The sequence below is a fragment of the Amorphus suaedae genome (assembly GCF_053629675.1).
The window spans coordinates 277,223-303,777 of the sequence record NZ_JBRJIT010000003.1 but is presented as its reverse complement, the minus strand read 5'-3'; the positions used below and the strand labels follow the sequence as shown (position 1 = coordinate 303,777).

At 66.6% G+C, this 26,555-nt stretch carries 28 protein-coding genes; 4 read left to right on the top strand and 24 right to left on the bottom strand.

Annotation, left to right across the window (positions count from 1 at the left end; translation table 11 throughout):
• Window positions 1–192: 192 nt before the first annotated feature.
• The 24 genes from AB7M35_RS22865 to motA form a co-directional block, all read right to left on the bottom strand.
• On the bottom strand, window positions 193–765 hold the full coding sequence (locus tag AB7M35_RS22865; protein WP_453962890.1) for a transglycosylase SLT domain-containing protein: 573 nt from the start codon (window positions 763–765) through the stop codon (window positions 193–195).
• Entirely contained in the window at window positions 710–2,308 is a 1,599-nt protein-coding gene (locus AB7M35_RS22860) for a flagellar hook-length control protein FliK (RefSeq protein WP_453962889.1), read from the bottom strand. The genes AB7M35_RS22865 and AB7M35_RS22860 overlap by 56 nt, the downstream gene beginning before the upstream one ends.
• Window positions 2,308–4,743, bottom strand: coding sequence for a hypothetical protein (locus AB7M35_RS22855; RefSeq protein WP_453962888.1), 2,436 nt, complete (start codon window positions 4,741–4,743; stop codon window positions 2,308–2,310). The genes AB7M35_RS22860 and AB7M35_RS22855 overlap by 1 nt, the downstream gene beginning before the upstream one ends.
• Window positions 4,740–5,987 (bottom strand): MotB family protein, encoded by a 1,248-nt coding sequence (locus tag AB7M35_RS22850; RefSeq protein ID WP_453962887.1) that lies wholly within the window; start codon window positions 5,985–5,987, stop codon window positions 4,740–4,742. Before AB7M35_RS22850 ends, AB7M35_RS22855 begins: the two co-directional genes overlap by 4 nt.
• Before the next feature lie 7 nt (window positions 5,988–5,994).
• Window positions 5,995–6,615: a hypothetical protein gene (locus AB7M35_RS22845; RefSeq protein WP_453962886.1), complete on the bottom strand. Its 621-nt coding sequence runs from the start codon at window positions 6,613–6,615 to the stop codon at window positions 5,995–5,997.
• On the bottom strand, window positions 6,612–8,255 hold the full coding sequence (fliF, locus tag AB7M35_RS22840) for a flagellar basal-body MS-ring/collar protein FliF (protein ID WP_453962885.1): 1,644 nt from the start codon (window positions 8,253–8,255) through the stop codon (window positions 6,612–6,614). Before fliF ends, AB7M35_RS22845 begins: the two co-directional genes overlap by 4 nt.
• A 238-nt stretch (window positions 8,256–8,493) precedes the next feature.
• A complete protein-coding gene (locus AB7M35_RS22835) occupies window positions 8,494–9,759 on the bottom strand; it encodes a flagellin N-terminal helical domain-containing protein (protein ID WP_453962884.1) in 1,266 nt (421 codons plus the stop codon).
• Window positions 9,760–10,205: 446 nt separating this feature from the next.
• Window positions 10,206–10,976: a flagellar type III secretion system pore protein FliP gene (gene fliP / locus AB7M35_RS22830; protein ID WP_453962883.1), complete on the bottom strand. Its 771-nt coding sequence runs from the start codon at window positions 10,974–10,976 to the stop codon at window positions 10,206–10,208.
• Window positions 10,976–11,485 (bottom strand): flagellar basal body-associated FliL family protein, encoded by a 510-nt coding sequence (locus tag AB7M35_RS22825; protein WP_453962882.1) that lies wholly within the window; start codon window positions 11,483–11,485, stop codon window positions 10,976–10,978. Before AB7M35_RS22825 ends, fliP begins: the two co-directional genes overlap by 1 nt.
• A gap of 12 nt (window positions 11,486–11,497) precedes the next feature.
• Window positions 11,498–12,217, bottom strand: a complete 720-nt coding sequence (flgH, locus tag AB7M35_RS22820; RefSeq protein WP_453962881.1) for a flagellar basal body L-ring protein FlgH — start codon at window positions 12,215–12,217, stop codon at window positions 11,498–11,500.
• Window positions 12,214–12,801 carry a MotE family protein gene (locus AB7M35_RS22815; protein WP_453962880.1) on the bottom strand — a complete coding sequence of 196 codons (588 nt, stop codon included), beginning with the start codon at window positions 12,799–12,801 and terminating at the stop codon, window positions 12,214–12,216. The genes flgH and AB7M35_RS22815 overlap by 4 nt, the downstream gene beginning before the upstream one ends.
• 51 nt (window positions 12,802–12,852) lie before the next feature.
• Complete coding sequence (flgI, locus tag AB7M35_RS22810; RefSeq protein ID WP_453962879.1) at window positions 12,853–13,953, bottom strand: flagellar basal body P-ring protein FlgI; 1,101 nt, start codon at window positions 13,951–13,953, stop codon at window positions 12,853–12,855.
• On the bottom strand, window positions 13,950–14,432 hold the full coding sequence (gene flgA / locus AB7M35_RS22805; protein ID WP_453962878.1) for a flagellar basal body P-ring formation chaperone FlgA: 483 nt from the start codon (window positions 14,430–14,432) through the stop codon (window positions 13,950–13,952). Before flgA ends, flgI begins: the two co-directional genes overlap by 4 nt.
• Before the next feature lie 8 nt (window positions 14,433–14,440).
• On the bottom strand, window positions 14,441–15,229 hold the full coding sequence (gene flgG / locus AB7M35_RS22800; RefSeq protein WP_453962877.1) for a flagellar basal-body rod protein FlgG: 789 nt from the start codon (window positions 15,227–15,229) through the stop codon (window positions 14,441–14,443).
• A gap of 9 nt (window positions 15,230–15,238) precedes the next feature.
• Window positions 15,239–15,538 carry a flagellar hook-basal body complex protein FliE gene (locus AB7M35_RS22795; RefSeq protein ID WP_453962973.1) on the bottom strand — a complete coding sequence of 100 codons (300 nt, stop codon included), beginning with the start codon at window positions 15,536–15,538 and terminating at the stop codon, window positions 15,239–15,241.
• A 5-nt stretch (window positions 15,539–15,543) separates the two neighbouring features.
• Complete coding sequence (gene flgC, locus AB7M35_RS22790; protein ID WP_453962876.1) at window positions 15,544–15,963, bottom strand: flagellar basal body rod protein FlgC; 420 nt, start codon at window positions 15,961–15,963, stop codon at window positions 15,544–15,546.
• Window positions 15,963–16,346 carry a flagellar basal body rod protein FlgB gene (gene flgB, locus AB7M35_RS22785; protein ID WP_453962874.1) on the bottom strand — a complete coding sequence of 128 codons (384 nt, stop codon included), beginning with the start codon at window positions 16,344–16,346 and terminating at the stop codon, window positions 15,963–15,965. Before flgB ends, flgC begins: the two co-directional genes overlap by 1 nt.
• 459 nt (window positions 16,347–16,805) lie before the next feature.
• Window positions 16,806–17,315, bottom strand: a complete 510-nt coding sequence (locus tag AB7M35_RS22780) for a hypothetical protein (protein WP_453962873.1) — start codon at window positions 17,313–17,315, stop codon at window positions 16,806–16,808.
• 1 nt (window position 17,316) lies between these two features.
• Entirely contained in the window at window positions 17,317–18,384 is a 1,068-nt protein-coding gene (flhB, locus tag AB7M35_RS22775) for a flagellar biosynthesis protein FlhB (RefSeq protein WP_453962872.1), read from the bottom strand.
• A gap of 19 nt (window positions 18,385–18,403) precedes the next feature.
• A complete protein-coding gene (locus AB7M35_RS22770) occupies window positions 18,404–19,426 on the bottom strand; it encodes a flagellar motor switch protein FliG (protein ID WP_453962871.1) in 1,023 nt (340 codons plus the stop codon).
• A gap of 127 nt (window positions 19,427–19,553) precedes the next feature.
• Window positions 19,554–19,931, bottom strand: a complete 378-nt coding sequence (fliN, locus tag AB7M35_RS22765; RefSeq protein WP_453962870.1) for a flagellar motor switch protein FliN — start codon at window positions 19,929–19,931, stop codon at window positions 19,554–19,556.
• Window positions 19,932–19,934: 3 nt separating this feature from the next.
• Complete coding sequence (locus tag AB7M35_RS22760) at window positions 19,935–20,252, bottom strand: hypothetical protein (RefSeq protein ID WP_453962869.1); 318 nt, start codon at window positions 20,250–20,252, stop codon at window positions 19,935–19,937.
• On the bottom strand, window positions 20,233–21,159 hold the full coding sequence (locus tag AB7M35_RS22755) for a flagellar motor switch protein FliM (protein ID WP_453962868.1): 927 nt from the start codon (window positions 21,157–21,159) through the stop codon (window positions 20,233–20,235). The genes AB7M35_RS22760 and AB7M35_RS22755 overlap by 20 nt, the downstream gene beginning before the upstream one ends.
• A 13-nt stretch (window positions 21,160–21,172) precedes the next feature.
• Window positions 21,173–22,060 carry a flagellar motor stator protein MotA gene (motA, locus tag AB7M35_RS22750; protein WP_453962867.1) on the bottom strand — a complete coding sequence of 296 codons (888 nt, stop codon included), beginning with the start codon at window positions 22,058–22,060 and terminating at the stop codon, window positions 21,173–21,175.
• Window positions 22,061–22,215: 155 nt separating this feature from the next.
• Here motA and AB7M35_RS22745 point away from each other — a divergent pair, with 155 nt between their 5' ends.
• The 4 genes from AB7M35_RS22745 (at window position 22,216) to AB7M35_RS22730 (ending at window position 26,519) form a co-directional block, all read left to right on the top strand.
• A complete protein-coding gene (locus AB7M35_RS22745; protein ID WP_453962866.1) occupies window positions 22,216–22,992 on the top strand; it encodes a DUF1217 domain-containing protein in 777 nt (258 codons plus the stop codon).
• A gap of 6 nt (window positions 22,993–22,998) precedes the next feature.
• The gene (flgF, locus tag AB7M35_RS22740) at window positions 22,999–23,724 is read left to right on the top strand and encodes a flagellar basal-body rod protein FlgF (protein ID WP_453962865.1); all 726 of its coding nucleotides are present in this window, start codon (window positions 22,999–23,001) and stop codon (window positions 23,722–23,724) included.
• Window positions 23,725–23,751: 27 nt separating this feature from the next.
• A complete protein-coding gene (gene fliI / locus AB7M35_RS22735) occupies window positions 23,752–25,074 on the top strand; it encodes a flagellar protein export ATPase FliI (protein WP_453962864.1) in 1,323 nt (440 codons plus the stop codon).
• Window positions 25,075–25,265: 191 nt separating this feature from the next.
• Entirely contained in the window at window positions 25,266–26,519 is a 1,254-nt protein-coding gene (locus AB7M35_RS22730; protein ID WP_453962863.1) for a flagellar hook protein FlgE, read from the top strand.
• Window positions 26,520–26,555: the final 36 nt, after the last annotated feature.

The window sequence follows — 26,555 nt, the reverse complement described above, 5'->3', positions numbered from 1 at the left end:
GTTTCCTGCCGCGCGCCTTGGCGTTGTCGGGCCTCAAGCGCCCTTCGGCCCGGAATGGATCGATCGGGGCCGAGCGCTCTCGCCATCGACCGTGAACTCACCCGTCGCAAAGAAAAGGCCCGCCGATCGGATCGGCGGGCCTTCTTTGTTTGCGCGAACGGCGTCGGGGAGGCGGCCTCCGGGCCGGATGCGTCAGCCGCAGAAGCGGCGGGCGTTCGGCGTCCAGGTGCCGAAATCGGTGGCGACCATGTTGCGGATGACCGCGCAGACGTAGCGCTTCTGGGCAGGGTTGTTGTTGGGGCCCGCGTGATAGCGGGCGACGGCCATCGTCCAGCTGCCTTCCCTTGCCTTCAGCTCCTTCAGGAAGCGGGCCGCATAATCGACATTGGCGCGGGGCTCGAGCATCTGGCTGATGGAGCGGAACTTCTCGGCGTGAAAATGATGGTTGATCTGCATGCAGCCGAGGTCGATCAGCTTCTTGCCCTGGCTGCGCGCCTCGGCGAACTTGCGCTGGGCTTCGGCCGAGCTCTTGCCGAAGAACGACTTGCCCTCGATGTTCATCGCGTAGGGCTGGAGCGACCCCTTTCGGCCGGTTTCTGTCAGCCCCACGGCATAGAGAATGCCGAGCGGCACGCCGTACTGCGCCGAGGCCCGTTCCATTTCCTTCTCGCAGATGTTTCCGGCAACGGCGGGCGCCGCCAGCGCGAGGCTAGACGTAAAGAGAGCCAGGGCGAGAGCGCTCGCCCTCCTGAACCTGTGAACCATCGATTTCCTTGAGGTGAGACGGTGATGAACGCTGGTCGGGGCTGCCGCCGCGACCGTTATGGGATTGCGCGCCGGCGTCGGCCTGGGGCTGAAACGCGCCGCCGGTCTGGGCCGGGTTCGGCGCCGCGTCCTGGCGGATGCTCGGCAGGATGTGCGACCGGAATCCATCTCCCGACGTCTGCACCGTCAGGCTGTCGATGTCGTATCCGGCGTTCTCGACGATCGCGCTCAGCCGATGACGGTCTTCCTGGAGGTACTCGGCCGTCGTTGGCCGGGCGGCCGCGATCTGGAGGTCGATGCCGTTTCCGATCAGCCGAAGGCGAACCCGCACCAGGCCGAGATCGGCCGGCGTGAGCTCGAGGTCGAGCACGCGCACCGGCCCCCGGTCGGTCGCCGCAGATCCCTCGGCGGACGCCGGCGCTGCCGATTGGCTTGCCGCAAGCTCGCCGGCGGTCGCGAGAATGCTGCCGGCAAGACGTTGCAAGGTCGCGGTCGGCAGGCCGGGCGCTGCAGGCGACGGCGTCGTCGAGGTTGCGCCGGCGGCCGCGGTGGTTCCGGCCGTAGCCGGGCCATCGCCACCGTCTCGGGCTCGAGCTTCGCGCGCCCCCGGCCTGTCGGATGAAACGGCGTCGCTGGAGCGCTCGCGGATCGGTAGCCTGGGGTCGGCCGCCGCTTCGTCGTCCGTTGCGGATTGCGGCTCCTCGACTACGGTTCCGGATCCGCCCGCCTGTTCGGCGCGGCTCACTCCGGCGGGTCCCTTGGCCGCGTCGTCCGCCGGGTTCAGGCGCCCCGGCGCGGCGCGCTGGCCTCTCGCAAGCGTGTCGACGGGGGCAAAGTGGGTCTGGCGATCGATGATGTCGGCCGACATCACGATCGGAGCCGGTGTGCCGGCCGGCGCGGCCCCGCCATTGGAGGGGCGGAGCTCCATCGGCGCGGGCTTGACCTCTCCGGGCATGATCGCGGCCGGACGTTGCCGACCCGGATGGTCCGGTGAATGCGCGGACGTCGAGCCGGATTCCCTGGGTGCGGTCGATCGATCGTCGCCGGCTGGCTCCGCGGCAACGGATGCGGGGCGCGTGGCCAATGCGGCGGCGATCGCGGCCTCGGGAGCCGGGCGGGTCGGCGCTCCGTCGGCGGATACCGCTGGCGCGGCACCCGGCTCGGACCAGCTTGCCAGGAGATTGCGCAGGCCCAGCTGCCGATCTGGACCGGGCTCGCCGTCGGCCTCAGCCTCGGCCTTGCCGCGGCCATCGCGTTCCGCGCGACCGAGCTTGGGGTCGAGCGGGCCGGGTTCGAGCGACGGCTGGCTGTCCGCCGCCTCGGCCGTCCCGCGGGTCTGCTTCGCTGCGTCCGACCCCGTCTGCGGCATGGCCTTTTCGGAACCCGCCTTCTTCAGAAGTGCAGCGAAGTCGGGTGCGTCGTCTCCGCCTTCGTCCTGGGGCAACGCCGTTCGGACCGAGCCTTCCCGGGAAGGCCTTCCAGCGATCTTCGCGGCGTCGTCTCGCAGCGGCATGTCGGGGCGGGAACTGCTGACGCCAGCCATTATTGGGTCTCGCTCAAGAGAGTGTCCACCGCCTCGACGGCGGATGTCGCCGATGCCAGCACTTCGGATTCGATCATGGCTTCGCTCGCTTCGGCCACGGCGGTCTCGTCGACCGCCGCGCCTTCCGGGGCCGTCAGGATGAGGTTAGCGGTCGCCGCGGCCGCGTCGTAGAGGGCCGCGTCGGATGGGGTGAGCAGCCTGCGGTCGACCGCTTTCAGATCGTCGAGCGACGTCATCAACCCGTCCGGCGTCACGGCGAGGGCGGCCCCGCGATAGAGGAGTGCCCGGGCGCGGTCGCGGGACGCCGGTTGCGCGGACTGGAGCGCCCTTTCGGCCGCCATGGCGGCAACGGCGGTCTTTCCGCCATTCACCGCCGCGCGGGCCACGACGAGATAGAGTTCGCGGCGGGAGTCGTCATCGACGTCGGCGAGGAGCACGTCCAGCCGCTGGAACTGGGCCGGGTCGTCGACGAAACTCATCCGGGTGAGGGCCGCCGCAAACCGCTGTCGGAAGTTGCCGGCATAGACCGAGTGGCGGAACCGGCGAAGATACTGCCGTGCGAGCTGCTCGAACTTGTCGACGTCGTTCTGCTCGCTCACGAGATAGATCTCGCGCCGCAGCGCGGCTTCCTCCACGAGGGTACCCGGCGAGAGAAGACGGGCGAGGTCGAGAAGCTGGAGCGACTTTTCGGGCTCGGTGGCGAGGGTCAGGGTTGCCTGGGCGAGCGCCACCTGGCCGGCCAGGTTGGTGGGCAGCGACAGCGGGTCCTGTTCTCCGAGCAGCTTGCGCGCTTCCGACTCGCGTCCAAGGACATAGGCAAGCGCTCCGCGGAGGAGCCGCTCGTCGACGTTCGGACTGGGATCGCGCGACAGGAGCTCGCGGGTCACCTCCGGACGGCCCCCGCTGAGCGTGTAAACGACGAGGGCCTCGGCGTTCCGGCGCTCCGCCCAAAGGGCCGGATCCGCCGCCAGCAGATCCCGGTCGAGCCGGGCGAGCAGCACCTTCTGGGCGGCAAGGGCCGCGGAGGACCCTCCAGCGATGTTGTCCTGCAGCGTCTGCAGCGTGCGGACGAGCTGGTACGGGGGCGCGATCGCGTTGCCGCTGGCCGTTGCGTCGGCTCCGCCCAGCCGCGACGGCAGGTCCAGCGGCGGTGCCGCGGGGACTTCATCTCCGTGGCCGCTTGCCGTCGCTCCGTGCCCCGCATCGGTCTCGGAGGTCTCGTGGGCCTCTTCTGCCGCCCCATGACCGCCGTCGGCGACCGTCTCGGCGCCGTGCGCGCCGGTGGCGTCACCGTGGGGTTCCGTGGCGTGCGTCTCGGGTTCGTCCGCGATGTGCGGATCGGCTTCCGCCACGTCCGCGGGCGGATGGGGTGACGGGCTTTGAGCGGCTTCCACCACAAGCTCCCCTTCGCCAGACACAGCGACGATCTCCTCGGCCGTATGTGCGACGGGCTCGACCGGTGCCGACGCGTCGGCCGGTGCGTGTTCTTCCGTCACCGCGACCGGCTCGGCGGAATCGCTCTGCTGGCCCGCCGGTGGGGCATCACCGTGAAGACCAGCGGTCTCGCCTTCGGCAGTGACCTCGGCGATCTCCAAGGTCTCGGAGATCGCCTCCGGGACGTTCGTCGCCTGGGACGCGACGGACGGCTCAAGATGCCCGGCGGAGGCGCCATGAGGATTCCCGGTCGGGAGCGGCTCCGCGGCCGGCTGCAAGGCCGCCACCTCGATTTGTGCGACCGACAGGGCCGGTGCCTGCGGACCTGGACGCGGCCGGGGAACCGGCACGCCGGCGGAGGCGGACGCGACGATCGGAGCCTCCGGCTCCTCGGTTGTCACCGCGCCGGTGGCGGCGGTGGATCCGGCAACAACTGAGTTCGCCGCGGCAGCGGCCATGTCGAGGGCGCGTTCGTTCCTGAGTTCGGCCGAGAGGCCTGGATCCGTGGCCACCGTGATCGGGTCGAGCGTCCGTTCCGAAGGCGCAGCCGCGGTCGCCACGGTGGCTTCCCGGGTCGGGTGAGGGGTCGGCAGTGGGATGCGACGAGCGCTTTCCGGCACCGCCGTAGCGGCCGTCACCGCGTCCTGCGGTACGTCGCCAGGCATGGCCGCGGCGGCGTCGGCCTGCGCGGTTCCGGCCGCCGGGACCGAGGCTTGCGCGGTCGGGACCGTGATCGTTGGCCGATGGATGGCGTCCATCCTCGGCGGCGGCGGCACCGGCCGGCGGAAGGGGGAAAAGACGCCGAAGCCGCCGCGGCGCTTTGGTTCGGCCGCTTCCGGACTCGGCGGCACGAGCACCATCGGCTCTCCCGTGGCCGGAGGGGAGACGGCAACCGGGGTCGACGGCGTCGCCTGGGCGGCGGCGCCATCCGGCCTTGCGATTGCGAGCGCGCACGCGGCCAGCGCGAGGACGGTGGCGGGCAGACGCGAACGAACGGTCATGGCCGGGTGCCTTTCGCCGGCTCGCGAAGCAGGATCACGATGCGCCGGTTCTCGGGAGCGTTCGGATCCTGCGGATCCTTCAGGTCACGGTCTGCGTGGCCCTCGACGCTGACGATCCGGCCTTCGTCGAGCCCGCCGCGCACGAGCATGTAGCGGGCCATGTGGGCGCGGGCGCTCGAGAGCCGCCAGTTGTCGTAGGTTTCCGAGCGGAACGGCCGGGCGTCGGTATAGCCGCGGATGACGATATCGCCATCGCGGTGCTGCAAGGCCCGGGCGATGGTCTCCATCGCCTTGACCACCTTCGGGTCCGGAACCGCGGAGCCGACCGGGAACATGGCGAAGTCGATGTCGTCGGTCAGGCTGACAAGAAGGCCTTCGGCGGTCTGCTGGACCGCGAGGTGCGGCTTCCCGCCGGCGGTGCCGGTGTCGTCGAGCGCGGTGCCCAGCTCCCGTGCCAGCGAGGTGACGGCCTGCGGATCGGCGTCGGCGCCCTCTCCCGCCGGCAGGATTTCAGCGGCGCCGGAAAGTGCCAGGGCGCGGTCGCTCTGTTCAGCCGCTGCCTGTTCGGCCTCGGCTATGGCGGCGGCATTCTCGATGGCGCTTGCCATCAATTCGGCGGCGGTGCCGTCGGGACGGGCAGCCCGCGCATCCGGAAGCGCCGCGGTGGGGCTGCTGGCCTCGGTGCCCGCCTTGCCCGGGGCTTCGGCGACCGACGGCCGGGAGGCGTCGGTCTGCCAGTAGACCGGGTCGAAGGGGTCGCGCAGGATATCGCCGCCGGTCTCTCCCGGATCGCCGGCCTCGCCTTCCGGAACATCGATGTCGCTCGACTGGTTCGGCTCGGCCTCGGCGGCGAGCTTGGCGAGAATGGAGTAGGGGTCCTGGAAGGCCGCCTGTTCGCGTGCGGCCTGGGTTGCGTCGCTGGGTTCCGGCGCGTGCTCGCCGCCGCCTTCGCCCTCGCCCCGACCGGGATTGTTCTCCGGCGTGACGAGGCCGGCGTCCTCGGGGTCGTGCAGTCCCTTGGTGTTGGTGACGCTCGCGGCCAGATCGACCGGATTGAAGTAGGCGGCCACCATCTTGCGGACTTCGTCGTCGGTCGCGTTGATGAGCCACATGATCAGGAAGAACGCCATCATCGCCGTCATGAAGTCGGCGTGAGCCACCTTCCAGGCGCTCGAGTGATGCTCGTGCTCATCCTCCTCGATGCGGCGGATGATGATCAGTTCCTGATGGTCGGCGGGTCCCATGGGCGGCTCAATTCACAGCTTCGGCCAGGCGGTCGAGCCAGGCGCGCAGTCGGGTTTCGATGACGGTCGAACTGGAGATCACACGGACGTCCGCGGTCTCCCCTGGCTGGAAGGAGATCGAGGCCGCGCGATCGCCGAGGTGGGTGCGGACCCGATCCAGCAGGTCCTCAGGGCCAGTAACCCGCAGATTGGGATGCTCGTTGTCGGCCAGCAGTGCGGTGATCGCTTCGCCAAGTTCGTCGATCGCCCTGGTGCGCAACGGGGCCGCGAGGAACGGTCCGATCGCGCGCGCAGCGGTTTCGGCGATGCGGGCTTCGAGGTCGGCCAACGCGTCGGTGAGATGCTTCGCAAGCCGCTGGCCCTCGGCGTCGGCCCAGCCACGACGGCTTTCGGCAAGTTCCTCGTCGAAGCGCAGGCGGTCCTCGGCCCGCAGCCGCTCGCATTCCGCCTCGGCCTCCGAGCGCGCCTCGGCGCGGGCGCGGGCTTCGACGGCCGCGAGGTCGGGTCCGGGGGCCGGCTTGTCGGCGGCTTCCACGAACGACAGAAGCGTCGGCTCGGTCTGGACGACCGGGACATGGGGCGCGTCGAAGTCGGGAATGAGGCGGGCGAGCGCGTTCATGTCGATCAAGCCTTTGCTTCGCTGCCCAGCCACTGGCGGAGCACCGCGGCGGCCTGCTCGTCGTCGTACTCGATGATCTGCTCGAGGCGCTTCTGCGGGGTGCGGTTGCGCTTCGAGGTGAGGTCCTCGATGAGGTTGATATCCTCATCGGGCAGGAGCGCCTGAGTGCCGTCCTCAAGGGTGACGACGGAGGTGTCGAGCGCCGGCAGGGCCGTGGCATCGAGCGCAGCCTGCTCTTCGTCCTGCGGCCGGGCGAGGATGGCCCGCATCGCCGGTCGAAGACCGAACCAGATCAGAAGGATGGCGACCACAAGCATGGTGGCGGCGTTGATGAGCGTGCCGAACTGCCGGATCAGCAGGTCGAGAACGGAGAGCGGAGCCACGGGTTCGAGCTCGCCCGCGCCGGCGGCGAAGCCGACCGCCGAGACCTTGAGCTGGTCGCCGCGCTCGGAATCGAGGCCGGCCGCGGAGGCAACGAGCTGCTCGATCTCCGCGATCTGCGCGTCGACCGGAACGGAGCCGCCATTGGTGCCCGCGGCGGCCATCAGCCGCTCCTTGTTCACCAGGACGGCGATCGACAGGTGCTTGACCCGGAAGCCGTCGCTGACCGTCTCGACCACCTTCGAGGAAATCTCGAAGTTCGTCAGTTCTTCGCGGCGCTCGTTCTGCTCGTTCGAACCGCCCCCGGTCGCGGTCGGAAGCTGCTCCTGCGGGATGTTCTGCTGAACCGTCGCCGGGGTCTCGTTGGAGCTGTTGCGCGACTGCGCGTTCTCCTTGATGACGCGGACCGACCGCTCCACCCGGGAGTTCGGATCAAAGATGGTTTCGCTTGTCCGCGTCTTGTCGGTGTCGAGGGTCGAGGCGACGGAGATCTCGAAGTTGTTGAGGCCAAGGTACGGGGTCAGCGTGCGGCGGATATTGGCCTCGATCTCGCCGTTCACCCGGTCCTGAAGGTTCGCCAGCTTGCCGGTGGCGGCGTTGTCGCCGTCCTCGCCCGAGGCCAGCACCGTACCTTCGGTGTTGAGAACGGTGACGTTGTCGAGCGTCATGCCGGGGATGGCGGCCGCGACGAGATGGCGGATCGCCTGGGCGTCGTTGGAGTCGTTGGGGCGTTCGGTGCGGATGACGACGGAGGCCGAGGCCACCTGCTGGTCGCGGCGGAAGGAGCCGCGCTCGGGCAGCACGATGTGGACGCGCGCCGCCTTGATCCCCTTCATCGACTGGATGGTGCGCGCAAGTTCCCCCTCCAGGGCGCGGACGCGCGTGATTTCCTGCATGAAGGAGGTCAGGCCGAACGAGCCGAGTTCGTTGAACAGCTCGTAGCCGGAGTTGGTGTCCTGCGGCAGGCCGTTCTCGGCCAACAGCATTCGGGCGCGAGAGGTGTCGGCATGCGCAACGAGCACCGAGGTGCCGTCGGACGAGACGTCGAAGTCAATGCCGGCGTCCTTGAGCGCGCCGCCGATGCGGCTGACGTCCTCGCGCGACAGATCGACGTAGAGCGCCTCCCTCTCGGGCTGGCTCAGAAAAAAGGCACCCACGGCCACCACCAGGATGACGGTGAGGCCGACAAGGCCGAGAGCCACGAGACGGCGGGTGCCGAGCTCTCGAATATTGTTCCACAGACGTTGTGCCTGTTCGCGGCCGCTCATCGACAGCTTTCCATTCCTCGAAGGCCGCACGATGCGGACGCTGCCAAGACGAATGGCAAGCCAGCACGGCGGGAATCACATCTTCGGGTTTGCCGGCGAGGACTTCATGCGCCGGCGACAGGGGGGACTGTCGGTGATCAACCTTGCGCGGACGTTGCGGCCCCGGCGCAGACAAGAAAAAGGCCACGCTCGTTGCCGAGCGTGGCCAAAGCCTTCGTCGAAACGAAAGCTGTCAGTTTTAGCCGCGGAACAGCGAGAGGATGTTCTGGCTGGAGGAGTTGGCGATCGACAGCGACTGAACGGCGAGCTGCTGCTGAGTCTGCAGAGCCTTCAGGCGGGTCGATTCCGCTTCCATGTCGGCGTCAACCAGCGTGCCGATTGCGCGCTCGTTGGCGTCCATCAGCGCCGTCACGAAGTTCTCCTGCGAGTCGATGCGGGCGGTCAGAGCACCAGCCTTGGTCGACGCGTCGGTGAGATCGAGAAGCGCGGCATCGACGACCTTCAGGTAGTTCACGACGTCGGTGGACGTCGCGCTGGAGATGTCGATGTCGGCGACGGCGATCTGCGTGGAGGTCGTCGTCACGGTCGGCGAAGTGGCGAGGCCGAAGTCGCTCGCATCCAGGTCAGCCGTCGCGGCGTCGGTCACGACCGTCAGTGCGCTGAGCGAGAAGCTCTTCGCGCTGTCGATGCTCACAGTGCCACCCGTGTTGTCGGCGGTCAGGGCAAGATCCTTGATGCCGGCGTCGGAGAAGGCCTTTTCCATCACCGCCTTGAAGTCGGCGGCGTTGGTGAGCGCGGTGGTGCCGGTGCCGAGAGCGGACTCGACAGTGGCCTGGTTGATCGTGACCTTGGTGGTGTTGCCACCGATCGTCACGTTGAACTCGACCTCGTCAGTCGGGTCGTCGAAGGCCGTCGCCACGACGGCGAGCGAGCTGGTGTAGCTCGTGGACGAGCGCGCCTTGTCCATGATGCCGGTGTTGGTGCCGGCCTCGTAGAGGGAGAAGCTGTCCATATCGACGGAGATCGTGTCGAGCGCGATCGACGTACCGGAGCGCGAGAAGGACACGACGATGTCCTTGGTCTCGCCGGCGGTGTTCACCGACAACCAGTTGTTGCCGGAGATGACCGACGAGTCGGCCGTGTTCCGGATGCCGTCGAGCAGGCTGCGGATTTCCGTCTGAAGCTTGCTCTTGTCGGCTTCCGGAGCGGCGGCCGTAACAAGCTTCTCTTTGACCTTCTGCAGGGACTCGCGAACGGTGTCGAGACCGGTGTTGGCGGTGTCGACCGAGGCCTTGCCGAGACCAAGGGCGTCCTTCACGGAGCTGAGCGCGCCGTTGTCGGACTTGGTCGTGGTGGCGATGGACCAGTAGGCGGCGTTGTCGGCGGCCGAGTTGACGCGGAGACCCGTCGACACGCGGTTGTTGGTCTCGTCGAGGCTGCTGTTGATGCCGCGCAGGGTCTGCAGGGCGACCATCGACGAGGTGTTGGTGATGATGCTAGACATTGGGATGTCCCTCTAAGTTGAATGAAGTTGTCGGGGGACATACCGGGCTCTCACCGGTATGGCAGAGCGGCATCATGCCTTTGGATGCTGGACCCGTTTCTTCCGGAGCCCGGCCACTGCTTGCTTCGCGAGCAAGCAGCCAATCTGCCATGGCGAGACCATCTCAGACCAAACTTGCGCGAAGCTTGCGCCGGGAGACGATGCCGTGGGGCGCACAAGAGTGGCGCTCCCGCCGCGTCGGATCGGATGCCCGATCGACCGGCTGGTCGCGCTGGCCAAGTCGCGGAGCATCGCCGGAAATGCAATCGCCCGGATCGACGCGATCCGGGCGAGGAGACCTGATTGGTCAGAAGGCGGAGGGAGTTGGCGCGACCCGGCGGGGGAGGCACGCGCGCGGCGCGGAGCTCTCGACAGTCGCCGGCGGCCGGAGCCGCCGGCCGGGTCGATCAGAAGAACGACTTCACCAGGCTTCCGACCAGCAGATTCCAGCCGTCGATGAGAATGAAGAACAGGATCTTGAACGGCAGTGCGATCACGGTCGGCGGCATCATCATCATGCCCATCGACATGACGAGGGTGGCGACGATCATGTCGATCACCAGGAACGGCAGCACGATCAGGAAGCCGATCTCGAAGCCGCGGCGCAGCTCGGAGATCATGAAGGCGGGCACCAGGATACGCAGCTCGACCTGCTCGCCGGGCCCGATCGGTGGCACGTTGGCAAGATCGGCGAACAGGCTCAGGTCCTTGTCGCGCACCTGCCCAAGCATGAACTCGCGGAACGGGTCCGTGATCTTGGCGTAGGCTTCCTGCTCGCTGATCCGGTTCTCCGTCAGCGGCTGGATGCCATCGTTCCAGGCCCGCTCGAACGTCGGCTGCATGACGAAGAACGTCATGAACAGGGACAGGCTGATCATCACCAGATTGGCCGGTGTCGTCTGCAGGCCGAGCCCGGACCGCAGGAACGAGAGCGCCACGATGAACCGGGTGAAGCTGGTCACCATGATCAACAGGCCGGGGGCGATCGACAGGATGGTGATCAGCGCCACGAACTGCACCATCCGGCCGGTGGCGGAGGCCGAACCGTCGGGAAGCAGGGCGTCGAGCGACGGCAGCTCCTGTGCGGCCGCCGCCGCCGGGAGGATGAGGGTGGCGAGACCCGCGACCAGCGCGAGCGCCAGCGGGCGACGGCCGAGCGATGGGACGAACCGGACCATCACTGCACCACCATGGTTTCGATGATGAGTTCGCTGACCTTGCCGTCGGTGCGAAGGGACGCGCGCTCGTTCAGGTCGTCGCGCAGGTACTGCAGCGCCGTCGGCCCCTGCAGCTGGCTCAGGGACAGCGTGCGGGCATAGGCCACGATGTCCTGGCCGATCTGCGCCGCTGCCACGTCGGGGTTGGCCAGCGAGCCGTTCGGGAAGACGATCGCCGTCTCGATGCGGATCCACGTGTCGCTGGGCGCGGCCAGGTTGGCGATCACCGGCTCGAGGCGCAACAGCACATCGTCGCCGGAATACCGCATCTCGCTGGTCGCGACGGCCGGCTGGTCGACCTCGCGGCTGGTCACGGCCTTCTCGACCGTCGACGCGAGCTTCATGCCGATGCCGCCGCCCGCGCCGACCGCGAGAACGGTCAGCGCGAGGATTGCGATCAGCGTGCCACCCTTTTTCTTCTTCTGGGGCGGAGCGGCTTCTTCGGCCGGGGCTTCAATGTCCTTTGCCATTTCGTCCCCGGATCAGAACGGTGCGGCAACGTCGTAGAGGCGCTGCCCCCACGCCGGCTGCTGCATGTCGGTGAGACGGCCACGGCCACCATAGGAGATCCGGGCCTCGGCGATCTTGTCGTAGGCGATCGTGTTGTCGTCGGCGATGTCGAGCGTGCGCACGACGCCTGCGATGTTGAGGACGCGAACCTCGTAGTTGACGCGGATTTCCTGGGAGCCGCTGATCAGCAGGTTGCCGTTGGGCATGACGTCGACGACGACGGCCGCGACGGACAGCCGGAGCTTCTCCGACCGGTCGATGGTGCCCTGGCCCTTGGTGCTCGTGCCGGACTTGATGTCGAGGTCGGCGGACAGGTCGGCTGCGCTCGCCCCGAGGCCGAAGCCGGCGGCCGCGAGCGCGGCGTTGAGCCCGAACTTCGCCTTGCCGTCACGCGACCGGTCGCTGGCGTTGTCGAACTGCGCCTTGTCGTTGATCTGGATGGTGACGGTGAGCACGTCGCCGATCCGGTTGGCGCGCATGTCGCGGAAGAGATCCTGACCCTGGCCACCCCAGGTGGATCCCAGCGCCTTCGGTGCCGCCGGGGCATAGCTCGTCGGCATGGCGGCGGTCTGGATGACCACGCCCTGACCGACGGGAGTGAGCTCCGGGCCGGTGAACAGATTGTCTTTCGAAGACTGGCACCCGGCGACGACGAGCGCTGCCGCCGCGGCGGCGAAAAGGGAGGGCCTCATCCGGCGTTCCTCTGGCTGCTGGCCCGGTCGGAGAGGCCGGCCATGATGTTGGTGAGCTGAGCGGCCTTGGTCGGGTCCATCTCGTTCAGGATGGCACTCGCGGTCCGCGCCGGAAGCTTGGCGAGGATGGCGGCCGCGGTGAATTCGTTCATGATGGCAAGCTGTTGAGAGGCAGAGTCCGGCCGCATCTGCGTGTAGATGGCGACAAGATTGTCTTCGGCGCTCTTCAGAAACTTCTCGCGCCGCTGCAGCCAGTCTTCGTATTCGGCGCGCTTCTGCTCCAGGGTGACGACCCGCTCCTGGATCTTCTTCTCGAGCTCCTTCAGGGCCTCGACCTGGCGCTGGAAGCGCGCGTCGGTCGCCGCGTCAGCGATGTTGGCGCAGTATTCGGCCGCGTTGCGGTCGGTCGGGTTGACCGACTGGAGGGCCGGCTTGTCCGCTCCCTCGTTCCCCTTGCCTTCCGGGGCGGCCGATGCGGCCGCGGTGTCCGGTGCGACGGGAACCGGCTCGTTGGCCAGACCCGGCCCGGCAGCGAGGGTCGCCGCGAGAAGCGCGGCCGCAGACGCCTTGCAGAATGTGAACATGACGGAACCCCTCCTGTGGGGGGACTACCGGCACCGTCGGCCGGTGCGGGTCTATTGAACGATGAGTTCGGCTTGAAGGGCGCCTGCGGTCTTGATGGCCTGCAGGACGGCGATGATGTCGGTCGGCTTCAGGCCCACGCGGTTCAGCCCGTGGACCAGCGTCTGGAGGTCGGAGCCGCCGACGACGGCCAGGTGGCCGCTGCCTTCCTCGGCATTGACCACGGTCTGCGGCACGACGACCGTCGCGCCGTCGGAGAACGGATTCGGCTGGGACACCACGGGCATCTCGGTGACCCGCACCGTCATGTTGCCGTGGGCGATGGCGACCGTCGAAATCTCGACGTTCTGCCCGACGACGACGGTGCCGGTGCGCTGATCGATGACCACCCGGGCCGGAATGTCCGGCCGGATGGGCAGCTCGCCGATTTCGGCGAGGAAACGGGCCCGGGAAACCTTGGCGGGCCGGGTCAGCACCACCGAACGCATGTCGCGTTCGCGGGCCGCCCGCTGGCCGTAACGGCCGGTCGAATAGGCGTTGATGGCGTCGGCGATGGTCGCGGCGGTCTTGAAGTCGGGGTTGTCGAGTTCCAGCACGAGCGTGCCGATGTTGCCGAGGCCGCCGGGAACCTGGCGCTCGACGATGGCGCCGTTCGGGATACGCCCGGCGGTCGGCACGCCCTGGGTGAGCGTCTCGGCGGCGCCCTGGGCGGTGAAGCCGGACACGGCGAGCGGTCCCTGGGCGACCGCATAGGTCTGCCCGTCACCGCCCATCAGCGGGGTGACGACCAGCGTTCCCCCCTTGAGCGAGGTGGCGTCGCCAACGGACGAGATATTCACGTCGATCCGCGAGCCCACCCCCGCGAAGGGAGGCAGGTCGGCGGTGACGGTCACCGCGGCGACGTTGCGTGCCCGCAGCGGCACGCCCTGGACGTTGACGCCCAGCCGGTTGAGCATCGACTGGAGGGCCTGCTCGGTGTAGGGCGAGTTGCGCAGCGTGTCGCCGGTGCCCTGAAGGCCCATGACGAGGCCGTAGCCGATCAGCTGGTTGTCGCGGACGCCCTGGAGATTGGTGATGTCCTTGATGCGGGTCGCACCCGCGGGTCCGCTCACGCAGACCGCAAGCGCGGCGAGAAGGCAGAGCCAGCGGGTCATCGGCCGCTTCCCACGAGAAGGCTGCCATCGGCCTGTACGATCCCGGCGATCATCTGGCCGGAATCGAGGTTCCGGGCCTGGATGAGCGCGCCGAGCGCACCGGACTGGAGCGGCATGACGGTTGCGCTGATGGTCAGGTTGCCCGCCTCGAAGCGGGCTTCCGCAGGCTGACCGCGCGTGATCAGGGTCGGCTCGCCGAACGAGTTGTTCGGGATCGGCTTGCCGGCGACCAGCGTCCGCCGGGCCACCTTGCCCAGGATGGGCTCCGCGGAATCAACGACGGCGAGCGGCAGGTTCGGATCGTAGTAGAAGGGGCGCTCGGTCAGCATCTCCGGCGCGATGACGTCGCCGGGATAGATGGTGACCGACGGCACCGGAAGCATGCCCTGCACCTGGGCGGCGAGCGCCGAGCCCGCGGCCGCAAGGCAGGCGACCGCACCGGCGGCGATGGGGAGAAGACGGCGGATCGCGTGTGCCATCATGCGCCTCAGCGAATTCCCTTGGACACGGTGCCGGACATCTCGTCGGCGGCCTGGATGACCTTCGAGTTCATCTCGTAGGCGCGCTGCGCCGAGATCAGCTCGGTGATTTCCTTGACCGGATCGACGTTGGAGCCCTCGAGATAACCCTGGTGGATCTTGCCGAGGCCTGCCTCGGAGGCGACGCCCTCGAGCGGCTGCCCGGATGCGGCGGTCTCGCGGTAGAGGTTGTCGCCGAGCGGCTCGAGGCCGGCCGGGTTCGCGAAGGAGACGAGGGTCAGCTGGCCGAGCAGCAGCGGATCCTGCTGCGAGGCGACCTGGGCATAGACCTCGCCCGACTCGTTGATGGTGATGTCGGTCGTGTCGTCCGGGAAGATGATCGCGGGCTGGACCGCATAGCCGTCGACGGTCACAAGCTGTCCTTCCGGACCCTTGTTGAAGGCTCCGGCGCGGCTGTAGAGGCTCTCGCCGTTCGGGCCGACGATCTGGAACCAGCCGCCGCCGTTGATGGCGAGGTCGAGCGGGTTCGACGTGTTGGTCAGCGGGCCCTGGATGTGCAGGTTGCGCACGCCGACCGTGCGCACGCCGAGCCCGACGCGCGCCCCTTCCGGAACGGGGTTCTCGCCACCCTGGTTGGGGACGCCCTGAACGCGCTCGAACTGGTAGAGCAGATCGGAGAATTCGGCACGGGCCCGCTTGAAGCCCGTCGTGTTGATGTTCGCGACGTTGTTCGCGATGACTTCAACGTTGGTCTGCTGGGCGCTCATGCCCGTGGCGGCGATCGCAAGTGCTTTCATATCAATCCCCTAGATCGCCATCCGGCTGACTTCCTGGTAGGCGTTCACAACCTTGTCGCGGATCGCGATGGCCGCCTGCAGGGTCTCCTCGGCCGACATGATCGCCTCGACGACCTTCTGCACCGAGGCATTGCCCTGGATGCCCGAGATCGCGGTGGCCTCGCCGGTCTTCATCGTGCCGATCGCGTCAGCCGACATTTTCGCCAGCACCTCCCCGAAGGAGGTGGGGGACGCAGCCGCCGTGGCGGTCGCGCCTTCCGGACGTATCTGGGTCGCGACGGAACCGACGCTCCCGATTGCATTGATCATCATCGTCACGACCCCCTCAGCAGATCGATGGTCATCGAGATCATCGAGCGTGCTTGCTTCATCATCTGGAGATTGGCCTCGTAGGAGCGCGTGGCCTCACGCATGTCGGCCATTTCCACGAGCATGTTGACGTTCGGCATCTTGATGTTGCCGCTGGCGTCCGCGGCCGGATGGCCGGGGTCGTATTCGACCTGGAACGGGGTCTTGTCCGGGACGACGCCCTTTACCTCGACACGCTCGGCTCCGAGCGCGTTGTCGAACGAGGTCTCGAAGAGGATCGTCTTGCGGGCGTAGGGCTCGGCGCCCTGGGTCGCGCCGGTCGAGCGGGCGTTGGCGATGTTCTCCGCCACGATACGCAGACGCGTGGATTGGGCCTCGAGGCCCGAACCTGCGATCCGGCCGACGGCCATCAACGGGTCCATCATCAACCGCTCCTCAGGCTGGTCATGATCATGCGGTGGAAGGACCGCATGATGTTGGTGTCGAGGGAGAAGGCGCGGCTGACCTCATTGGCTTTCATGAGTTCTTCGTCGATGCTCACGCTGTTGCCCGAGTGGGTGACTTCCCACGTGTCGGTGCGCCGAGCGTCGGTCGTGCCGTCGGTGTCCGGTGTCGAGCCGATGTGGCCCACGGCGGTCGCGGTCATCCGGAGGCTCGTGCGGTCGAGGACGGCCTCGAACGGCTCGATGTCCTTCGCCACGAACCCCGGAGTGTTCGCATTCGCTATGTTCGCGCTGATCGTTGCCTGCCTCACCGCCGCCCACTGCGCATGGCGGCCAGAGAGGTTGAAAAGATGAATAGGTTCCACTCGGAGCCTCCACTGCTTCATCGCGGTGGAACCTAGGCAGGCAACCTTGCCCGAGGCTGGCGGATGACCGCGATTTCGCACGGATCCGTAGAACTCCTGATGATGCTCCGAAGAGCGGCCGTTTCCGCGCCATCCGGCAACGAGCCAGACGGGCGGATCGTGCCGGAGCGACGCCTCCTGACGGCCGGGCGATCGCCTCACCCGCAATCAGGTTAGGTCTGCCAATCCGGGACGTACGAAGGAGGGGGCCGGCCGAGATCGTCGCCGCGGATCATCAGGATCCGCACGGGCGTTCGGTCACGCTTCAGGCTCTGTGGGGGAAGGAGTCGCGGCGTCGGGCAGGCACGCCACGAGATAAGGCGGCGCGTTGCGATCCGCTCGATGGTCCGCATTGGATCGTATGGCCGCGGTGCCATGGTTCCGGCAGCGGCCCGGGCGCTGGCGCGCCATGCAGGCGCGTCAGTGCATCGAGTGGTCCGTGGAATCGGGCTGTGCCGGCCCGTCGATGCGGCGGGGGCCGGTTTCCGCGAGGCTGCTTTCGGCGACGACCGCGGCAAAGCGCAGCCAGTTCTCGTCGTCGCTGCCCGGCGCACCCGAATAGAGGATGCCGTGCAGGTTCACGCCGACGAAGTCCGCCTCGAAGACCACGCTGAAATAGGCGGTGAGCTGCGGATGGCGCAGCTCGAGTTCGATCGCCGCGGTCGGCTTGCTTCCCCATTCGCACCTGGCGCAGGCGGCGCGGCCATAGTGCAGGAAACCGGGCTTCAGGAAGTTCTCCGCGGACGACTCGATCAGATCCTCGAGCAGCCTCTCGCGCTCGAGGAGGATGTAGCCGATCAGCACGCCCGCATCGATGAGCTGCAGCTCGCCGATGAAGGCGCGCAGCGTGCGTGCCAGCAGCCGCTCATAGCGGCGATACAGCCGCGCGTGTTCGTCCTGCGTGCTGACGAAGTGATTGTCGGCTTCCATGTCAATCACCCTCGCGCGAGTAGATGTAGTAGATGATTTTCGCCACCGCGGTGTAGAACTCCGGCGGGATCCATTGGTCGACTTCTACTGCGTCATAGAGGGATCGCGCGAGGGGTTTGTCCTCGATCACCGGAATTCCGTGCAGCGTGGCGATCTCGCGGATCTTGAGGGCGACGAGGTCGGCGCCCTTGGCAACCACCAGCGGAGCGCCACCCTCGTCCTGGCGGTAACGCAGGGCGATCGCGTAGTGCGTCGGGTTGGCGATCACCACGGATGCCTGCGGAACCGAGGTCAGCATGCGCCGGCGGGCCCGGTCTCTGGCGAGCGAGCGCATGCGCGCCTTCACCATCGGGTCGCCCTCCATCTGCTTCATCTCGTCCTTCTGTTCCTGGTGCGACATCCGCAGGTCCTTGCGCCATTTGAAGCGCGACCAGAGAAGGTCGACGGCCACCAGCACGATGGTGGCCGCGCAGACCGCGGCCAGCAGCCGGGTCGCAAGGGAGAGAATCTTGGCCGGGAGTAGTGTCGGATCGCTGGTGATCGCGTTGATCACGCCGACGATCTCGCTCCGGAGAAGCATGATCGTGATCGTTCCGATCGCGGTGAACTTGACCAGTGATCGCCCGAACTCAATCACGCCCTGAATGCCGAAAATGCGCTTCCATCCCGCCATGGGTGAGATCCGCGACCACTGCGGCCGGATGCGTTCGCCAACGATCCGGGGCGCGTTCTGACTGAGGGAGGCGATGAGGCCCAGGACACTGAGCAGGGCCACTATCGGCACGAGAAACACCGCCACCGCACGGCCGATGTCTGCAAACAGGAGAAGGGCGTCCGACCCGTCCTTGATGAGGTAGCCGCCGGCGTTGTCGAAGACGCGTGAAAGTGAGGAGACGAGGGCCGGTACCTTCTCGGCGACGAGAAACGACAGGACGAGGAGGATGCCGAGCAGGGACGCAAAAATGGGAGCTTCCTTGGAGAAGGGAACGTTGCCCTTCTCCAGCGCATCGGAGATTTTCTTCTCCGATGCATCTTCTGTCTTGCTGTCCTTGTCCTGGTCTTCTGACACCTTCTTGGTTCATCCTGCCCTAGTTCGCGTAACCGTCGTCGTCGTTGTCGGCGAGTTCGATCTCGCCGCGACCGGCCATTTCCAGGGCGAGGTCGGTGATGAGGCGCCGCGCTTCGCCGACGTCCCGCTGGGAGGACGGTTCGCTGCCCTGGATTTCCTGTTCCACCATGCGGCGGACGCGCGAACCCAGGGACTGAAGGATGATGTTGCAGAACTCCGCGTCCGCGCCCTTGAGCGCGATCACGACCTTGTCGGTCGGGACCTGGTCGAACAGCGTCGTCCGCGCCCGCGGGGTCAGGCGAATGATGTCGTCGAAGGTGAACAGAAGGCCCTTGAGGATTTCGGCGGACTTGGGCTTCGAGTTGGAGAGGTCATCGAGCACCTGCTCCATCTGATCCCGCTCCATCTTGTTGATGATGTCAGCCATGCGCGCATGGGTGTCGGCACCCGCGTTGCGCGAGAAATTCATCATGAAATCGTCGTGGATCGTCTTCTCGATGATCTGCATCGTCTCGTCGACGATCGGCTTGAAGGTGAGCATTCGGCGGGTCAGGTCGTTGCGCATCTCCGGCGTCAGTTGCGCCATCACCTTGGCCGCGCAGCCGGACTTCACCTTCGAGAGGATCAGCGCCGCCGTCTGCGGGTGCTCCTTCGCGACGTAGGAGGCGAGCGACTGTTCGGCCACCTGGGAGATCCGGTCCCAGATCGAGTGGTTCTGGTTGCCCAGAACGTCGCTCATGATCTGGCGGACCTCCTCCGGGTCGAGGACGCCGCTCAACAGCTTTTCGACTTCGTCGACGGTTCCCACGAGGTTCGCGCCGGTGCCGAACTGCGTGGCGAAGTCTTCGACGATCGTCTCGATCTGGGCCGTGCTAACCGGTTTGAGCTCGGCGATCGACCGGGTGACCATGCGGATCTCGTCCGCATTGAAGTGACGCATGACGCGGGCGGCCGCCGGCTTCCCCATTGCCATGAGCAAGGCCGCAACCTTGTCGGGGCCCTTGAGCGGTCGTGATCTCGAGGAGGGAGCTGTGGTGACCATCAGTGGGATCGACCTGTCTCGGTTTCGAAGAAAGCGGCTTCCGCGAGGTGAAGAGCGCCGGCGGCCCTAAGGCGAACCGGCGCGCGCCCGCGCGGACGGATGGACGGCCTCGCCGTCCCCGCGTGTCTCAGTGGTTGGTCTCGGAGCCCGGAGGTCCGACGATCTCGGTCAGCGAGACGCCGAAACGGGAGTTGTCGTCTTCCACGACCACGACTTCGCCACGCGCGATGACCCGGCCGTTGACGACCACGTCGACCGGCTCGCCGACGCGATGGTCGAGCGGCACGATCGCGCCGCGGCCAAGCTTCATCAGGTTGGCAACGGGCATGGTTGCCGATCCCAGCACAACCTGCATCAGGACCGGGATGCGAAGGATCGAGTCGAGGTTCCGGGTCCCGCCGAAGGTCCAGTCGCCTGACTTGTCGGCGGTCTCCGTCGAGGTGTCGGTGCCGGCTTCGTCGTCGAGGGCGTCGTCGGAAAAGTCCGTGGGGTCGATGCTGTTCATGGTCTATCCTTTTTGCGCCGAGGCCGGCCTGTTCGTGTCTTTCGAGCCCGACGCCTCGATCCGCGCGTCGAACTGGCGGATGAGGGATTCGGCCTTCTCGATCCGGTCGGCGAGGGTGATCGCCGTTTCGCGACCTTCGGCACTGAGGCTCGCCACCGCGCTGAGCGCCGCCTGGAGGGCGTCGTCGGTTTCGGCGAGGATGCGCTTGTAGTCGGAATGGTAGAGGTCGAGCCGCTTCAGGCGGCGGTACATCGCGGCCGCGAAAACGCTGGTGACGACAAGCGCGACCAGGAGCGCGGCATCAGCGAGGTAGGATGTCATCGATGAACTCCTGCTCCTGATCCACCATGTCCTCGATACGCAGCTTGTAGAGACCTTCAGCCTGGCCGAGCTGGCACCAGAACAGCGGCTGGTTGTTGCCTTCCAGCTTGACCCGCGTGCGAGGAGTTGCGGACAACTGGAGCACCTGGCCGACCTTGAGCTGGGAGATTTCGTCGAGCGAGATTTCCCGGGACTCCAGAATGGCGTTGAGCGTCACGGAGGTCTTTCGGACCTCCGTGCTGATCTGCCGGACCCAGGCGGGATCGCGGACCGAGGAATCGCCGGTGAAGGCGCGCGCCAGCGTCTGCCGCATCGGCGTCAGCGCCGACTGCGGGATCATGACGAACATCTCGCCGCCGCGGTTGATCGCCTGCAGCAGGAACTTGGCAACCACCGACTGGTTGTTGCGGCGTCCGATGACGGCGAAGTCGAGGCGGGTCTCCAGGCGCTCGAACTTGAAGCTTGTATTGGAGATGAGGGAGAACGACTCCTTCATCGCCTTCGCCACCTGCTCGAACAGCGTCTGGCAGATGCGCATCTCGATGTTGGTGAAGGGGCGCTCGTCGTCGACCGGCGGCTCCGAGCCGTCCGATCCGAACAGCGCCTCCACCATCGTGAAGACGAAGTCCCTGTCGAAGCCGACCAGGACGTGCGAGTCCCAGCCCGGGGCGTTGAACACGCCGACGATGGCGTTTCCTTCGTATTCCTCGAGCACGTCGCCGATGCGGCCGCTCTCGATGTTGCTGAGCGAGTAGTAGCACTGGGACGCGGCCAGGTGGCGCAGGCCATCGGCACAGTGGGTCGACACGCGGTCGAAGATCACGTGCAGCATGGGCAGCCGGTCGAGGGACAGGCCGGCCGCGTCGAGAAGCCTGTCGCGGATGTCGCCGCGCGCCGGAGAGGGCATTGCGTTCATCGTATTAGGCTGCCTGCTGGAGGGCGGCACCGGAGCCGGGGATGTTGGCGATCGAGTCGTTCTCGACGTCGTCGATGGACGGACGCTCGGACGCGGAGATGGTCTTGCGGCCGTGCTCGAGGGCGATCTGGGGAAGCGCGCCGTTCATGTAGGCGATCAGCGTCTGCTTCACGATGATGTAGGGCTGGCACTGCTTCTCCCGGGTCGACTTGATCTTGGTCGCCAGCGGCGAGAGCATCGCGTACGAGGAGAAGATGCCGACGAAGGTGCCGATCAGCGCCGAGCCGATGTAGTGACCGAGGATCTCGGGTGACTGGTCGATTGCACCCATCGCCTTCACGATGCCGAGCACCGCAGCGCAGATACCGATCGCCGGGAGCGCCTCGGCCACCGAGCTGACCGCCGAGTAGGGCTTGGCCTTGTGCTTCTTGATGGTGGAGATTTCCTGCTCCATCAGCGCCTCGATTTCATGCGAGCGGGCGTTGCCGATAAGGATCAGGCGGGCGTAGTCGCAGATGTAGTGCGTCAGGTAGCTGTCCTTGTAGATCTTCGGATAGTGCTGGAAGATCGACGACTCGGCCGGATTGTCGATGTGGACTTCGACCTCGTTGCGCGGCTTGGAGCGCAACTCGCGCATCAGAGAGTAAAGCAGGCCAAGAAGCGCGAGATAGTCGGCCTTCTTGGGCCCGGCACCCTTCAGGGCCTCAACAATACCTTTGCCGGTGTCTTTGATGACCGACATCGGGTTTGCAATGATGAAGGTGCCGAGGGCGATTCCGCCGATGATGACGTATTCGAACGGCTGCCAGATGACTCCGATATGGCCACCCATCGCCATAAAGCCCCCGGCCATGGAGCCGATGCCGACAATAAGGCCTATGAGAACGCCCACGGATTTTCTCCCTTCCCGGTAAGATGGGCTCACCATAGGGCGCGTTGGCTTGCGCGAGGCTGATCTCGGAGGGGTCCGGCAGGGGATGGTGTGGCGGCAGCTTCGCGCAAGCCACACGGCCGATGGTGCGGGCCTGCCCTTCTCGAGGACCGGCCATGCTTTCCACCTACACATCCTATCAATTGGCGACGCGCGACCTCGACAGAACGCTGTCGCAGAAGGCCCAGGAAAGGTCCGTCGCGCTGGAGACGAAGTACTATCTGGACAACATCGCGAAGGTGAATTCGGTCGATGAGTTCCTGAAAGACACGCGTCTCTTCAAGTTCGCGATGAAGGCCTTCGGGCTGGAGGATCTGTCCCACGCCAAGGGGCTGATGCGGAAGGTCCTGAGCGAGAGCCCTTACGACGACGCTGCCTACGTCAATCGGGTATCGGACGACCGGTTCATCGACTTCGCCACGACGTTCAATTTCGCCGACACGGGACCGCTCGCGACGGTGACGCAGGACGCCGGCCAGGGCGTGGTCGATCGCTATGTCCGCCAGACCCTCGAGATCGATCTCGGCGAGGAAAACCAGGCGGTCCGGCTGGCGCTCTACTTCGAGCGCTCGGTCGACAAGATCAAGACGGGCTACAGCATCCTCGGCGATTCGGCCCTGCAGGAAGTCGTCTACACGACGCTCGGCTTCCCCGACGAGATGAAGGCGGCCGACATCGACCGGCAGGCAGCGACGATCGAGAAGCGCCTGGATCTGGCATCGCTGAAGGACCCGGAGACGCTCAAGAAGTTCCTCATGCGCTTCACCGCGGTGTGGGACGCGAAGAACGGCGTCCAGACGTCGCCGATCCTTTCCCTCTTCAATGGGGGCTCCACCACGTCCGTCGGTCTCGACCTGGTCATGACCTTGCAGAATCTCAAGCGGGGAGGATAAGCGCCGATGCCGTCCAGCCTCTATGTCTCCCTCTCCGCCCAGATCGCGCTCGAGCGGCGTCTGAACACCGTGGCCAACAACGTCGCGAACATGAGCACCGCGGGCTTTCGGGCTGAGGAGGTCCGGTTCGAGACGGTCCTGTCGAAACTGGGTGAACAGGAGGTCGCGTTCGCGACGACCGGCGAAACCTACATTTCCCGCCGCGCGGGGCCCGTTTCCTATACGGGCAACAAGCTGGACGTGGCCGTCAACGGTGATGCGTGGTTTGGCGTCGATACGCCGGCAGGCGTCGCCTACACCCGCGACGGCCGCATGCAGATCACCGAGTCAGGCGACCTGCAGTCCGTCGAAGGCCACCCGATCGTGGACGCGGGTGGCGCGCCGATCGCCCTCGACCCGCAGGGCGGCGAGGTCACCATCGGGCACGACGGTTCGATCGTGCAGGGCGGACGTCAGATGGGCGTCCTCGGCCTCTTCCTGCTGCCCGAGAACAGTCAGCTCACCCGCTACGGTGACTCTGCCGTTCTCTCCGACAAGGAGGGAAACCCGGTAGAGGACCGGGTCGCCAACGGCGTCAAGCAGGGCTTCCTTGAGGGAGCGAACGTCAATCCGGTGATGGAGATGACGAAGCTGATCATGATCTCGCGCACCTTCGACAGCGCCGCCTCCGCGGTCCAGCAGAGCGAGAACACGCAGCAGCAGGCGATCCGCGAACTGGGCCCGTCGTCCTGAGGACGACCCTGAAGGAGGACGCCGTCGATGCACGCGCTTGCCCGCCTCGCCGCCACCGTCGAAGAAGCGCTGTCCGAAGTGCCGATGACCCGCATTGGCGGCACGATATGCGACATCTCGCCGACCCAGTATCGTGTGGCGGGGCTGTCGCGGCATCTGCGTCTCGGTGACCGGGTGGCCTTCGAGGATGGCTCACGCCAGGTGACCGGCGAGGTCATTCGGGTCGACGACGATACCGTCGTGGTGAAGCCGTTCGACGGCAAGATCAGCATCGGGGTCGGGTCGAACGCCTATCGCATCGGCAGGATGGGGCTGAAGCCGCACCCGGCGTGGGTCGGTCGCGTCATCAACGCGCTCGGCGAACCGCTGGACGGAAAAGGCCCCCTGCCGCGCGGCGACAAGATCATGCCAACCGACCGGGAGCCGCCGGCGGCGATGACGCGGGCACGCATCGACAAGCCGCTCAAGACCGGGATCAAGGTCATCGACCTGTTCACGCCCATCTGCGAGGGCCAGCGCATCGGCATCTTCGCCGGGTCCGGCGTCGGCAAGTCGACGATGCTGGCCATGCTGGCGCGGACGGAAGGCTTCGATGTGGTGGTCGTGGCGCTCGTGGGGGAGCGCGGCCGCGAAGTGCGCGAGTTCCTCGAAGGACCCCTCGCGTCCAACCGTGCGCGGTCCGTGGTGGTCGTCTCGACCGGCGACGAAAGCCCGATGATGCGCCGTCTCGCACCGCAGTCCGCGATGTCGATCGCGGAATACTATCGCGACCTGGGCAAGTCGGTCCTGCTGATCATCGATTCCGTCACCCGTTACGCCCATGCGGCCCGCGACGTTGCGCTCGCCGCTGGCGAGCCGGCGGTGGCCCGGGGATACGCACCGAGCACCTTTTCCGAGCTTCCGCGGCTTCTGGAGCGGGCGGGGCCCGGCCTGGAGGGCGGCGGCAACATCACCGGCGTCTTCTCCGTGCTCGTCGACGGCGACGACCACAACGATCCCGTCGCCGACTCCATCCGCGGCACGCTCGACGGCCACATCGTCCTCGACCGCGCCATCGCCGACCAGGGCCGCTTCCCGGCGGTCAACGTGCTCGGATCGATCTCGCGGCTCGCGGATCTGGTGTGGACCAAGGACCAGCGGGAGCTCGTCCGGCTTCTCAAGTCGCTGATCGCGCGTTTCGAGGATACCCGCGATCTGAGGCTGATGGGCGGCTATCACCCCGGCAGCGATCTGGAACTCGACCAGGCCGTGACTCTCGTTCCGAAGATCTTCGAGGTGCTGCGCCAGAGCCCGGACAACCCGGCCTGCCGTGACGTGTTCGCCGAACTCGCGAAGGTCATGAAGGGCTAGGGCGTTCCTCGGCACAGGCGAAGATCTCGAACGCTTTTGAATCCAACGACATAGGATTCATTCGGTCGCTCGGACCGCGCCTGTTCCACCCTCAAAGGCCAGTCGAACTTTGTTCGCCAATCACTCGCCAAGCCCAGCCTCGCACAAGCTAGTCGGGCTCTATTGCATCAAGACCAACCCGGAGAACCCACATGTCCCTTTACGGGCTCCTTCGCACTGGTGTGGCGGGCATGAACGCCCAGTCCACCAAGCTCAGCACCATCGGTGACAACGTCGCCAATGCCGACACCACGGGTTACAAGCGCGCATCGACCGAATTCTCGTCGCTGGTTCTTGCCAACGGCAAGAACAGCTACAATTCCGGGTCGGTCACGACGAGCGTTCGCCATGCCGTGAGCGAGCAGGGCGCGCTGACCTACACCACGTCGGCCACTGATCTTGCCATTCAGGGCGATGGCTTCTTCGTGGTGACCGATCCCAACGGCCAGCCCTTCCTGACGCGCGCCGGCTCGTTCACCCGCGACGGAGATACCGGCAACCTGGTCAACGCCGCCGGCTTCACGCTGATGGGCTACGACATCAGCAATGGCCCCGCCGCCGGAACGCTGAACGGCTACGCCAACCTCGTCCCGATCGACGTGTCCGCCATGAACATGCAGGCGAGCCCGTCGACGTTGGGCACGTTCACGGCGAACCTGCCGGCGGACGCCGCGGCCGTCGGCCCGACGGTGCTGCCGAGCACCAACTCGGCAACCGCCAGCTACACCGCGAAGTCGTCGCTGGTTGTCTACGACAATCTCGGTAGCGAGGTGGTGCTCGACCTCTACTTCTCGAAGACCACGGCGGGGGACTGGGAAGCGACGGTCTACAATCAGGCCGATGGTTCGCCCGGGACGAGCTTCTCGTACCTCTCCGCCGCGCTTGTGAGCCAGACGCTGACCTTCGACGCCGCGGGCAACCTGACGAGCGCCGGAACGCTGGACGTGCCCGTACCGAACGGCCAGACGGTCTCCCTCGACATCTCCCGCATGACGCAGCTCGCCACCGAGTACACCCCCCTCACGGCGACGGTGAACGGCAGCACGGCGAGCCTCGTGTCGGACATTGAGATCGGCGAGGACGGCATCGTTCAGGCGGTCTACGAGAACGGTACCAAGGCCAATGCCTTCCGCATTCCGATTGCCGATGTTCCGAGCCCTGACAAGCTGAAGACGCTTGCCGGCAACGTCTATCAGACGACTCTCGATTCCGGCGATCTGACCATCGGCTTCCCGACCGAAGGCGGCATGGGGAGCCTCTTCTCCGGCGCGCTGGAGCAGTCGAACGTCGACCTTGCGACCGAATTCACCGAGATGATCGTCGCCCAGCGCAGTTACACGGGTAATTCGAAGGTCTTCCAGACCGGCTCGGAGCTGCTCGACACTCTCATGAACCTCAAGCGCTGACGGCGCCGGTTCGTCGGACCTTAGAGCGGAGATACC